The organism is Ruegeria sp. BHSA162, assembly GCF_059613385.1.
In genome coordinates, this window is record NZ_JBXWSK010000096.1 from 1 (window position 1) to 11,954 (window position 11,954).

The window sequence follows — 11,954 nt, forward strand, 5'->3', positions numbered from 1 at the left end:
ATTCCGCAAGGATGGCACGGTTACGGCGGCCAATTCCTCGTCAATCTCGGATGGCGCAGCGGCGCTGGTTCTTGCTGCGGCTGACACGGCCGAGGCGCGCGGCCTGAATGTACGTGCCCGCATCCTGGGCCACTCGAGCCACGCCCAGGCGCCCGGCCTTTTCACGACGGCCCCGGTCCCGGCCGCGCAGAAGCTGCTGGAACGGATCGGTTGGAGCAAGGACGACGTGGACCTGTGGGAAGTGAACGAGGCGTTTGCCGTTGTTCCGATGGCCTTCATGCACGAAATGGGCCTGCCGCGCGACAAGGTCAACGTCAACGGTGGCGCCTGCGCCCTTGGTCATCCGATCGGTGCCTCAGGTGCACGCATCATGGTGACGCTTCTAAATGCACTCGAGAAGCGTGGCCTGAAGCGCGGAGTGGCCGCGATCTGCATCGGAGGCGGCGAAGGCACCGCAATCGCGATCGAGCGGGTTTGACGCTTTGGCATTTTGCCATTAGCTGAACCGGGCCGCAGAGGTTGCGGCCCGGTAGCACATTGGAAATGACCCCATGAAAGCTGACTACGCGCTCTTGTCCAAAACCATCGAAGCCCTGACGGAAGGTGAAACTGACCAGGTCGCTCTGATGGCCACCGTCGCCTGCGAGGTGCATCACAGCGACGACCGCTTTGACTGGACAGGGTTTTACCGCGTGACCGAGCCGGAGTTGTTGAAGATCGGACCCTATCAGGGCGGGCACGGCTGTTTGGTCATCCCGTTCTCGCGCGGGGTCTGCGGGGCAGCGGCGCGCACCGGAGAGGTTCAGCTGGTCCCGGATGTGGATGCGTTTGAGGGGCACATTGCCTGTGCCTCGTCGACCCGGTCCGAATTGGTTCTGCCGGTGCGGGATTCTGCGGGGCAGGTCATCGGGGTCTTTGATATCGACAGCGATCAGCCCGATGCGTTCGAGCAAGCCGATGCCGATGGGCTGTCGCGTATCCTCGCGCAGGTTTTCAGGCGTCTGTAGAACCTTTATTCCGGTTCGATCCCCGAGGCTTTGAGCTGAGAGTCCGGCTCCACGTGAATGATGGTCCGGGCCTCGGGCAGCTTTTCCGCGATTGCATCTTCGATCGCGTCACAGATGTCGTGGGCGTCACCGACTGTCATGTTGCGATCGACGACCAGGTGAAATTCGATGAACACGGCTTTGCCGGCCCGACGGGTGCGCAGATCGTGGATCTGCAAGGCTCCCTGAGACGAGTTCCGAACGGCGGCCTCGATGATGTCCGTGTCCTCGGTGTGGGCAGCTGAATCCATCAGATCTCCGGCCGAATGGAAAATGACCTTCCAACCTTCGCGCAGAATATTCGCGGCCACCAGAATGGCCAGCAACGGGTCAAGAACGGCCCAGCCTGTGAGCAATACCAGGATCAGTCCCAACAAGACCCCGGCCGAGGTCCAGACGTCGGTCATCAGGTGGCGCCCATTGGCGGTCATGGCCGGCGAGCGCCGTTTCTGACCCGCCGAGATCAAGACGCGGGCCCAGACCAGGTTCAGGACCATGGCCGCTGCGTTCACGGCCAGTCCGATCGGTCCGAGCTGGTCCAGGTGAGGCGCGAACAAGGCGCCCCAGGCTTCCTGAATGATCAGGATTGCGGCGAGAACGATCAGGGTCCCCTCGGCGATGGCCGAGAAGTTCTCGGCCTTGTGATGTCCGAAAGGGTGATTGCTGTCGGCAGGACGCTCTGCCATCCGAATGGCAAACCACGCCAGCAGCGCGCCGACCACGTTGACCAAAGACTCCATTGCGTCGGAATACAGAGCGACCGACCCGGTCAAATGCCATGCCAGGACCTTGAGCAGCAGCACCAGCAGGGACACCGCCACTGACCCGATGGCCAGCGCCTGGGACGAAGTTCTGTCAATCATGTGCAACCATTGCCCGATCGCACTGCCAAATGCCAGTTTCAAACAGAACTGTAGGTGAGGAACAGGTAGATCGCGCCCGCCTGCAGAGCCGTAATGGCATACAGCACAGTCGTCAGCCGCTTTTTCCGGGTCTTGTGCCCGAATATCCAGCGACCCAACAAAGCTGCGGGGCTGCCGCCCAACAGCGCCAGTCGCAAAAGCCACTTCTCCGGGACACGCCGCCTGCGTCGGATCGCCCGCAGCTTGTCCCAGCCGAACACCAGCAAAGTCAACGCGTTGATGGCCCAGAAATACAGAATGACGATCCACATTCCGCAGCCATAGCGTGGAAGGATCAGGATCGGTAGTGAAAAATCTCTTGGAATTTTCACCGATTCGGGACATCGTGAAAAATGTGACGTAAATTTCATGAATCGGGGGTGGTAGCGTGAACGACCAGGCCCATATCGCTGCGACGCTGGGGGCGGACATTCGCGCGCTGCGCAAGGCGCGCGGGTTGACGCTGACCGATATCGCTTCGCGGTTGGACCGGTCGGTGGGCTGGCTCAGCCAGGTCGAGCGCGATTTGTCTGCTCCGTCGATCTCGGATCTGCGCCTGATCGCGGAATGCCTGGGTGTGCCGATGTCGATGCTGTTCGCCCATACCGGCGTTCTGGCCGAGGAACAGGGCTATGTGGTGCGCGCCGGTTCGCGCCGGCCGATGGGGTCGGGCGAGGAAGGGCTGATCGAGGAATTGCTGTCGCCTGACCTGACCGATGATTTCGAGATGGTGCATTCCACCTTTGAGCCCCACTCCCGGATGCAGACCCCGGCCAACCGTCCGACGCAGGAGGTTGGATACATGATCTCGGGCCGTCTCGACCTTACGATCGGAGGCCGAAATTTCACCGTCGGCGTCGGGGACAGCTTTCGGATCAAGCACGAACCCTATCAATGGGCGAACCCTTACGACGAACCCGCCGTGGCCGTCTGGGTGATCGCTCCGCCGGTGTACTAATGAGCTTTGAGGCCTGGACCATATTCGCGTTGTTCTGGGTGGTGTTCGTGACCACGCCGGGTCCGAATGCGGTGAATTGCATCTCGAACGGGATGAGCCTGCCATTTCCCAAGGCGATGCTTGGGGTTCTGGCGATCCTGACCCAGGCCAGCGCTTTTCTGATCCTGTCGGCTCTGGGGGTGACAGCCCTGATCGCGGCCTCGCCAACCGGGTTTTTCGTGGCCAAGCTGATCGGGGCGGGGTTCCTGATCTGGATGGGACTCCGGGGGTGGATGAACGCCGCGCGTCCCGCGCCGGCCAGCCAGCGCCCGGCCCGCCATGTCTACCTCCATGCCTTGGCTGTCGCCACGATCAATCCAAAGAGCGTCGCAGGTTACCTGGCCGCGTTTTCCCAGTTCGTGCAGCCTGATGTGCCGATCTGGCAGCAAATGGCGATCATCATGCCGACGGCGCTGATCATCACGACGCTCAGCTACACCGGGTTCACACTGTTGGGTGCGGTGATGGGGCGGGCGGCACTGGGCGCCGTGTTCAACGTCTGGGTGCGCCGCGTCATGGCCACCTGTTTCATCATTTATGGCGTCCTGCTGGGAACCAGCGCGACACCTGCAGGAAAGGGATAGAGCCATGCAAAAAGGATCGTGCCTTTGCGGTTCGGTGGCCTTCACGATCAACGGAGAGCTGTCACCGCCCTCGGCCTGCCACTGCGGGCAATGCCGTCGGCAGTCTGGGCATTATTGGGCCTCGACCGCGACCCACCAGGACAACCTGACCCTGAACAGCAGCGATACACTGGGATGGTTTCAGGCTTCGGACACGGCCCGGCGTGGTTTCTGCAAGGCATGCGGAAGCTTTCTGTTCTGGCAGCACAAGGACGAAGACACGATTTCGGTTTCGATGGGGGCTCTGGACCAGCCCACTCAGTTGAAACTGGCCCGCCACATCTTCGTGGCGGACCAGGGCGACTACTACGACATCACGGATGAACTGCCCCAAAGGGCACAATGACAGGGATCTAGAAACATGAGCGATTTTCCGACCAAGGCCCGCGTGGTCATCATCGGTGGCGGCGTCGTAGGGGCGTCCTCGCTGTACCATTTGGCCAAAAAGGGCTGGACCGACTGCGTTCTGCTGGAAAAGAACGAGCTGACCGCAGGGTCGACCTGGCACGCGGCGGGCAACGTGCCGACATTCTCGACCTCGTGGGCGATCATGAACATGCAGCGCTATTCGACCGAGCTGTATTCACGTCTTGGCGAAGAGGTCGACTACCCGATGAACTACCACGTGTCGGGATCGATCCGTCTGGCGCACAGCAAAGAGCGGATGCAGGAGTTCCAGCGGGCCATGTCTATGGGCCGCTACCAGGGAATCCCGATGGAAATGTGGACGCCGGAGCAGGCCAAGGAACGCTATCCGTTCCTGGAAACTCATGATCTTGAGGGCGTTCTGTATGACCCGACCGATGGGGACATCGACCCTGCGCAGCTGACCCAGGCGCTGGCCAAGGGCGCACGCGACATGGGGCAGAAGATAATCCGGTTCTGCCCGGCCACCGGCGTGACCCAGCATGACGACGGCACCTGGACCGTCCACACCGAAAAAGGCGACATCGACTGCGACTATGTCGTCAACGCGGCCGGCTACTACGCGCAGCGCGTGGGCGAATGGTTCAAACCCTTTGGCGGCCGCACCGTGCCCGCGATGGTCATGAGCCACCAGTACCTGCTGACCGACGAGATCCCCGAGGTCGAAGCCTGGTCCAAGGAAAACGGTGGCAAGCTGCCGCTGCTGCGCGACGTGGATATCTCCTACTACCTGCGACAGGAAAAGCACGGCTTCAACCTTGGCCCATACGAGCCCAATTGCAAGGGCCACTGGATGACCGAGGACGACCCGATGCCTGAGGATTTCAGCTTCCAGCTGTGGAACGACGATCTGGACCGGATCGAGGACATCGTCACTGACGCGATGGAGCGGGTGCCGCTGATGGCGAACTCGGGCGTGGGCCGCGTGATCAACGGGCCGATCCCCTATGCGCCCGACGGCCTGCCGCTGATCGGGCCGATGCCCGGCGTCAAGAACGCCTTCGAGGCGCATACCTTCACCTTCGGCATCGCCCAAGGCGGCGGTGCAGGCAAAGTGCTGGCCGAATGGATCGTGGATGGCGCCACCGAATGGGACATGTGGGCCGTCGATCCGCGACGCTACACCGATTACACCGATCAGGACTACTGCAACCAGAAGGGCATGGAGGTCTACGGCAACGAATACGCCATGCACTTCCCCCATCACGAATGGCCCGCCGCGCGCGACAAGAAGCTGTCGCCCGTGCATGCCAAGGTCAACGAACTGGGCGGCGTCATGGGGGCCTACAACGGCTGGGAGCGCGCCAACTGGTTCGCGCAGCCGGGCGATGACACCTCCGAGGAAAGCACCCACACTTGGGGCCGCTCAGGCCCGTGGGAGCAGCGGATCAAGGAAGAATGCGAGGCCGTGCGCGACCATTGCGGCGTGCTCGACCTGCCGGGTTTCTCGCGCTTCGTCGTCAAGGGCGAAGGCGCGGCCGAGGCGCTGCGCGGGCTGGTCACCGGCGGCCTGCCCAAGGTGGGGCGGATCAACCTCGTCTACATCGCCGACAATCGCGGCCGCATCCTGACCGAGATGTCCTGCATGCGCCTGGGCGAGGATGAGTTCGTGATGATCACCGCCGCCACCGCGCAATGGCACGACCGCGACATCCTGATGAACGCAATGCCCGCGGGCGTCACGGTCGAGGACGTGACCACCACCCGCGACACGCTGATCGTGACCGGTCCGAAATCGCGTGAGATCCTGTCGGGCCTGACCGATGCCGACCTCTCGCTGGGCTGGCTGACCCATCAGGCCGCCACCGTGGCCGGACAGCCCGCCCATCTGATCCGCGTGTCCTTTGCCGGTGAACTGGGTTGGGAGGTGCATGCGCTCAACGAGCACATGCCCGCGATCTATGACGCGATCCTTGCCGCCGGGGCCAAGCCGTTCGGCATGTATGCGCTGAACAGCCTGCGCATCGAAAAGGGATACCGCGCGTGGAAGGGCGACCTCAGCACCGACTACTCGCTGCTGGAAGGCGGGCTGGAGCGCTTCGCCAAGTTCGACAAGCCGCAGGATTTCCCCGGCAAGGCCGCGTTGCTGGCGGAAAAGCAGCGTGGAGTGAAGAAGTCTTTCGTTACTCTGGTCGTCGAGGCCGGTGACTGCGATGCGCCTTACATGTCCTGCATCTGGCAGGGCGATCAGATCGTGGGCGAGACCACATCGGGCGCCTGGGGCTATCGTGTCGGCAAGTCCGTCGCGCTGGGCATGATCAAGGCCGATCTGGCCAACCCGGGCACCGAGCTCGAGGTGGAAATCTACGGCGAAAAGTGTCGCGCCGTGGTACAGGAGGATCAGCCGCTGTGGGATCCCGCAAACGAGCGGCTGCGCGCCTGACACAAGGAGGCCCACATGCGCCCGCGATATTCCAAGCAGGGACCCGGTGAGGGTCCCAACTATGACTGGGAGAATGACCATACCTTCGTGAAGGTTTCTGGTCAGGACACGGGCGGGGCGTACACCTTGATGGAAGACAACTTGAAGGCCAGCTTCGCGCTTGGCCTTCATCGCCACGACAGCCACGCCGAGACTTTCTATTTTCTCGAGGGCGCCGTGGACTTCTACGTCGACGGAGATTGGCACCTGTGCACGCCGGGCACCACCATGCATGTTCCGCCGGGTGTGCCGCATGCCTGCCGGGTGGCCGACAACAAACCGGCACGGATGCTCATGATATTTCAACCCTCCGGGTTTGACGGTTTCCTTGCGGAACTGGCAACCATGACCCAGGCAGATTTTGAGGACGAGGCCAAGATGGCCGATCTGAATGCCCGCTACGACATCGTGCCGATGGGGCCGGTTCCACCCCATCCCGACGACCAGACCTGAGAAGCCAGCGAAATGAATGCTCCAAAGACGATGTGCGGTGTCTTTCTGACGGGTCACGGTGGTCCAGAAGTTCTGGAATGGCGCGAGGATATTCCGGTTCCAGTACCCGGGCCCGGGCAGGTTCTGGTCCGCGTGGTCGCGGCAGGCGTCAACAACACCGACATCAACACGCGGATCGGATGGTATTCCTCGGACGTCACCGGCGCGACGGACGCGGTTGACCAAGAGGTCGAAGCCGGCGGGTGGGGCGGCGCGCTGTCCTTTCCCCGCATTCAAGGCGGAGATCTTTGCGGCATAGTCGAGCAGATCGGGCCGGGTGCCGGCTTCAAACCGGGGCAACGCGTGACCTGCCCGATCAACCTGCCGCGCCCGCGCCCGGGTAACCCGACAGGCTTCATCGCGCTTGGGTCCGAGATCGACGGGGCTTTTGCGCAATACTGCCTGCTCGAGGCGGATGACCTCTACGACGTGACCGCCTCACCGTTGTCGGACGTGGAAATCGCCGCCATCCCCTGTGCGTTTGGCACGGCCGAGAACCTGTTGACCCGCGCGGGCGTGACTGCCGGGCACAAGGTGCTGATCACCGGCGCCTCGGGCGGCGTCGGGCTGGCGGCCGTGCAATTGGCAGCCTTGCGGGGAGCAACCGTGTGGGGGGTGACCAGTGCCGCCAAGGCCGAAGTGGTACGGGCGCAGGGTGCGGCTGGTACGTTCGAGCGCGACGCGCCGCTGCCTCAGGACAGCTTTGACGTGGTGATCGACGTGGTCGGCGGCCCGGCCTTTTCCGGCCTGATCCTAGCACTGAAGCCGGGCGGCCAATATGCCGTGTCCGGGGCCATCGCCGGCCCGATCGTGCAGGCTGATCTGCGCGAAATCTACCTGCGCGACATCACGATCCACGGCTGCACTCACCAAGCCTTCGAAGTTTTTGGCCGACTGGTCGAGTTGATGAACGCGGGTCGGATCAAGCCGTTGATTTCCAAGACTTACCCGCTGCGCGAGATCGTGCAGGCGCAGACGGACTTTCAATCAAAGACCCTGCCCGGAAAGCTGGTTCTCATACCGTAAGGAGGCACCGAGATGGCAGACATCACGCTGTTGGATGGTTCGATCGGTCAAGAGCTGGTCAAACGTCGTGGCGAACAGCCAACCGCCTTGTGGTCAACCCGCGTAATGATCGACGAGCCGGGGTTGGTCGGAGACATCCATCGGGATTATTTTGACTGCGGGGCAACCGTCGCGACGACAAACACCTACGCCGTGCACCGTTCTCGCCTCGTACGAGCGGGGATCGAGGACCAGCTGGAGCAACTTATTGATGCGGCTCTGACACAGGCCGAACTGGCGCGCGATGGGCGGGCGGGGCGTATCGCCGGTGCGCTGGGCCCCTTGCTGGCCACCTATCGCCCCGATCTGAACCCCGATCCCGACGAGGCCGCGCAGAAATTCGCGGAACTGGTGCGATTGATGGAGAACCGGGTGGATCTGTTTCTGATCGAAACCGTCTCGTCCGTGACCGAGGCCGAAGGCGCGCTGCGTGGAACTGAAGGCTGTGGCAAGCCGGTCTGGCTGGCCCTGTCGGTCATGGACGAGGACGGTACGCGGCTGAGGTCGGGCGAACCGCTGGGCGCGATCGCGCCACTGGTCGAACGCTTCGATCCCCAGGCGGTTCTGATCAATTGCACCCGACCCGAGGCGGTGCCTGCGGCGCTGGAGATCCTTGCGGAACTTGAAAAGCCCTACGGTGCCTACGCGAATGGTTTCACCCGGATTTCCGACGGCTTCCTGAAAGACGCTCCGACAGTCGACGCGCTGGAGGCGCGCCACGATCTGGACCCGTCGGCCTATGCCGTACATGCGATGAGTTGGGTTGACCAAGGGGCCACGATCATCGGTGGATGCTGCGAAGTGGGCCCTGAGCACATCGAAGCTTTGGCCAACGCCCTGTGCTCGGCCGGGCACAGGATCGTGTGAGTGGCGGGTATGGCGGAGAAACCGGACCCTGGAAAACCCGAAGGCGTCAAGGCGCAGTGGCATTTTGACATCATCACCGCGCCGGGCTTCGTTCTGCTGGAACTGGCGTCGGTGGTGGATGTGCTGCGTCTCGCCAATCGGGTTTGCCCGCACCCGCCGTTCACTTATGCCTATCGGTCGCTCAAGGGAGGGACCATCGTCAGCAGCAGCGGCGCCAGCATTCCGACCCAGCCCGTTACGCGCCAACCGGACGCCGACTATCTGTTCGTGATCGGCAACACCGACCCGGACCAGCCCGAGCTGTCGCTGGGCCGGGTTGTGTCCGACTATACCTATCGCGGTGCGCAGGTCTTTTTGCTGGCCGAGGCCGCCAGCCGATACATCGACGAACACGGAACGCCCGACATGGCAACACATTGGGAAAACGCGTCGATCTTCCGCGAACGCGGTGCCCGGTTCGAGGCTAAGCTTTCGATCGCGACCGAGCAGGGCCCGGTCGTGACCTGCGCGGGAATGGGGGCCACGGCCGATATTGCTTTGGCGGTGATCGGGCGTCACATCTCGGGGCCGGCCAAGATGACGGTGGCTGACATCATGCTGCACGAACAAATCCGCGACTTTTCGTCGTTGCAGCCGTTTTCGGGCGCCAAGACGACAACGACCGGGGACGCCCGGCTGGATCAGTGCATCAAGTTGATGCAGGCCAATATCGAAGATCCGTTACCCATCAATCAACTGGTCGAAGAGCTTGGAATGTCGAACCGCTCGCTGGAGCGCAAATTCAAGACATTCTTCGGCACCACACCGAATGGGTTCTACCGGGAGATGCGGTTGGCCAAGGCCAACAACCTGCTTTTGAATACCACTATGAGCGTGCGTGAAATCGGCCTCGCCTGCGGCTTTCCCAACGGGTTCTCATCCGTCTACAAAAGCTTTTTCGGGATCACGCCATTCGCTCTGCGCCGCCAGAAACGCCAATCGGCGCTGCGGTGATTTTTGTGCCGCAGTTGACGTTTTTGCTGCATTTTTTGTCGCCTGTTCGTGGCATTCTTATGCCGACTCGAGATTGGAGACTTCGGAATGGTTGATCTTCCCAGCAAGGCCCGCGTGGTGATCATCGGTGGCGGTGTGATCGGATGTTCGGTGGCCTATCACCTGACCAAGAAGGGCTGGAGCGACGTTGTTCTGCTGGAGCGCAAGCAGCTGACCAGCGGCACGACCTGGCACGCGGCTGGCCTGATCGCCCAACTGCGCGCCACCGCGAACATGACCAAATTGGCGAAATACAGCCAGGAACTCTATGGCGCGCTCGAGGAGGAAACCGGCGTCGCCACCGGCTTCAAACGCTGCGGCTCGATCACCGTGGCGCTGGCGGATGAGCGCAAGGAAGAGATCTACCGCCAGGCCGCCATGGCCCGCGCCTTCGGGGTCGAGGTCGAGGAGATCTCGAACGAGCGGGTGGCCGAGCTTTATCCGCATCTGAATCTGGATGGGGTCAAGGGCGCCGTCTATCTGCCGCTGGACGGCCAGGGCGACCCGGCCAATATCGCGCTGGCGCTGGCCAAGGGTGCCCGTCAGCGCGGCGCCGTCGTCAAGGAACGGGTCAAGGTCACCGAGATCGCAAAGCAGGGCCGCAAAGTTACCGGCGTCGACTGGGTGGCGGATGATGGCAGCGCCTCGGGCCATATCGAGTGTGACATGGTGGTCAACTGCGCCGGCATGTGGGGGCATCAGGTGGGGCGCATGGCGGGCGTGAACGTTCCGCTGCATGCCTGCGAGCATTTCTACATCGTGACAGAGGGCATCGACGGCCTGACCCAGCTTCCGGTTCTGCGGGTGCCGGACGAATGCGCCTATTACAAGGAGGACGCCGGGAAAATCCTGCTGGGCGCCTTCGAGCCCAACGCCAAGCCCTGGGCGATGGACGGCATCCCCGACAGTTTCGAGTTCGACCAACTGCCCGAGGATTTCGACCATTTCGAACCGATCCTCGAGGCCGCCTGCAACCGCATGCCGATGCTGGCCGAGGCGGGCATCCATACCTTCTTCAACGGGCCGGAATCCTTCACTCCCGACGACGCCTATCACCTTGGCCTTGCGCCCGAGATGGACAATGTCTGGGTCGCCGCTGGGTTCAACTCGATCGGGATCCAGTCTGCGGGCGGCGCGGGAATGGCGCTGGCGGAATGGATGGACTCGGGTGAAAAACCCTTTGACCTGGGCGACGTGGACATCAGCCGGATGCAGCCATTCCAGGGCAACAAGCAGTATCTATTCGAGCGGTCCAAGGAAACGCTGGGCCTGCTCTATGCCGACCACTACCCCTATCGGCAAAAGGCCACGGCGCGCGGCGTGCGCCGGACGCCGTTCCACCACCACCTGAAAGAAAACGGGGCCGTCTTTGGCGAGCTGGCCGGCTGGGAGCGCGCGAACTGGTTTGCCAATGAGGGGCAGGAACGCGAATACCGCTACAGCTGGAAGCGCCAGAACTGGTTCGAGAACTCGGCCGCCGAACACCGCGCAGTGCGCGAGAACGTGGGCATGTATGACATGTCCTCGTTCGGAAAAATTCGGGTCGAAGGCCCCGATGCCCAGGCTTTCATGAACTATATCGGTGGCGGCGACTACGCGGTTCCAAACGGCAAAATCGTCTACACCCAATTCTTGAACCGGCATGGCGGGATCGAGGCAGACGTGACCGTGACCCGCCTTTCCGAGACCGCCTATCTGGTCGTGACCCCGGCGGCGACGCGACTGGCCGACCAGACGTGGATGATGCGTCATTCGGGCAATTTCAATGTGGTCATCACCGATGTCACGGCCGGCGAAGGCGTTCTGGCGGTGATGGGCCCCAACGCGCGGACCTTGCTTGAAAAAGTTTCGCCCAAAGACTTCTCGAACACGGCAAACCCATTCGGCACCGCGCAGGAAATCGAGATCGGAATGGGCCTGGCACGCGTTCACCGCGTGACCTATGTGGGCGAACTTGGGTGGGAGGTCTACGTGTCGTCGGATATGGCCGGCCACGTTTTCGAAACGCTGCACGAGGCTGGGCAGGACATGGGCCTGAAGCTGTGCGGCATGCACATGATGGACAGCTGCCGGATCGAAAAG

The 11,954-nt window shown here is 62.4% G+C and carries 13 protein-coding genes; 11 read left to right on the top strand and 2 right to left on the bottom strand.

Annotation, left to right across the window (positions count from 1 at the left end; translation table 11 throughout):
- Together AC2FM5_RS17620 and AC2FM5_RS17625 are read left to right on the top strand one after the other, a co-directional pair.
- Positions 1-478 (top strand): thiolase family protein (locus AC2FM5_RS17620; RefSeq protein ID WP_496737132.1); only part of this gene is annotated, 478 nt, incomplete at its 5' end.
- 73 nt (positions 479-551) lie between these two features.
- Entirely contained in the window at positions 552-1,007 is a 456-nt protein-coding gene (locus AC2FM5_RS17625; protein ID WP_496737134.1) for a GAF domain-containing protein, read from the top strand.
- Positions 1,008-1,012: 5 nt separating this feature from the next.
- On the opposite strand, the gene AC2FM5_RS17630 is transcribed toward AC2FM5_RS17625, so the two are convergent.
- Together AC2FM5_RS17630 and AC2FM5_RS17635 are read right to left on the bottom strand one after the other, a co-directional pair.
- Complete coding sequence (locus AC2FM5_RS17630) at positions 1,013-1,909, bottom strand: cation diffusion facilitator family transporter (RefSeq protein ID WP_170341329.1); 897 nt, start codon at positions 1,907-1,909, stop codon at positions 1,013-1,015.
- A 38-nt stretch (positions 1,910-1,947) separates the two neighbouring features.
- Positions 1,948-2,280 (bottom strand): DUF1294 domain-containing protein, encoded by a 333-nt coding sequence (locus AC2FM5_RS17635; protein WP_367647320.1) that lies wholly within the window; start codon positions 2,278-2,280, stop codon positions 1,948-1,950.
- Positions 2,281-2,336: 56 nt separating this feature from the next.
- Here AC2FM5_RS17635 and AC2FM5_RS17640 point away from each other — a divergent pair, with 56 nt between their 5' ends.
- The 9 genes from AC2FM5_RS17640 to AC2FM5_RS17680 form a co-directional block, all read left to right on the top strand.
- Positions 2,337-2,906, top strand: coding sequence for a helix-turn-helix domain-containing protein (locus AC2FM5_RS17640; protein ID WP_093964278.1), 570 nt, complete (start codon positions 2,337-2,339; stop codon positions 2,904-2,906).
- Complete coding sequence (locus AC2FM5_RS17645; protein WP_496737137.1) at positions 2,906-3,529, top strand: LysE family translocator; 624 nt, start codon at positions 2,906-2,908, stop codon at positions 3,527-3,529. The genes AC2FM5_RS17640 and AC2FM5_RS17645 overlap by 1 nt, the downstream gene beginning before the upstream one ends.
- A gap of 4 nt (positions 3,530-3,533) precedes the next feature.
- Entirely contained in the window at positions 3,534-3,914 is a 381-nt protein-coding gene (locus AC2FM5_RS17650; RefSeq protein ID WP_496737139.1) for a GFA family protein, read from the top strand.
- A 15-nt stretch (positions 3,915-3,929) separates the two neighbouring features.
- Positions 3,930-6,377, top strand: coding sequence for a GcvT family protein (locus AC2FM5_RS17655; RefSeq protein WP_496737141.1), 2,448 nt, complete (start codon positions 3,930-3,932; stop codon positions 6,375-6,377).
- A gap of 15 nt (positions 6,378-6,392) precedes the next feature.
- Positions 6,393-6,869, top strand: coding sequence for a cupin domain-containing protein (locus AC2FM5_RS17660; protein WP_093964282.1), 477 nt, complete (start codon positions 6,393-6,395; stop codon positions 6,867-6,869).
- A 12-nt stretch (positions 6,870-6,881) separates the two neighbouring features.
- Positions 6,882-7,934, top strand: coding sequence for an alcohol dehydrogenase family protein (locus AC2FM5_RS17665; RefSeq protein WP_496737143.1), 1,053 nt, complete (start codon positions 6,882-6,884; stop codon positions 7,932-7,934).
- A gap of 12 nt (positions 7,935-7,946) precedes the next feature.
- The gene (locus AC2FM5_RS17670; protein WP_496737145.1) at positions 7,947-8,840 is read left to right on the top strand and encodes a homocysteine S-methyltransferase family protein; all 894 of its coding nucleotides are present in this window, start codon (positions 7,947-7,949) and stop codon (positions 8,838-8,840) included.
- 9 nt (positions 8,841-8,849) lie between these two features.
- Positions 8,850-9,833, top strand: coding sequence for a GlxA family transcriptional regulator (locus tag AC2FM5_RS17675; RefSeq protein WP_496737147.1), 984 nt, complete (start codon positions 8,850-8,852; stop codon positions 9,831-9,833).
- 87 nt (positions 9,834-9,920) lie between these two features.
- A partial coding sequence (locus AC2FM5_RS17680) for a GcvT family protein (protein ID WP_496737149.1) occupies positions 9,921-11,954 on the top strand: 2,034 nt, incomplete at its 3' end.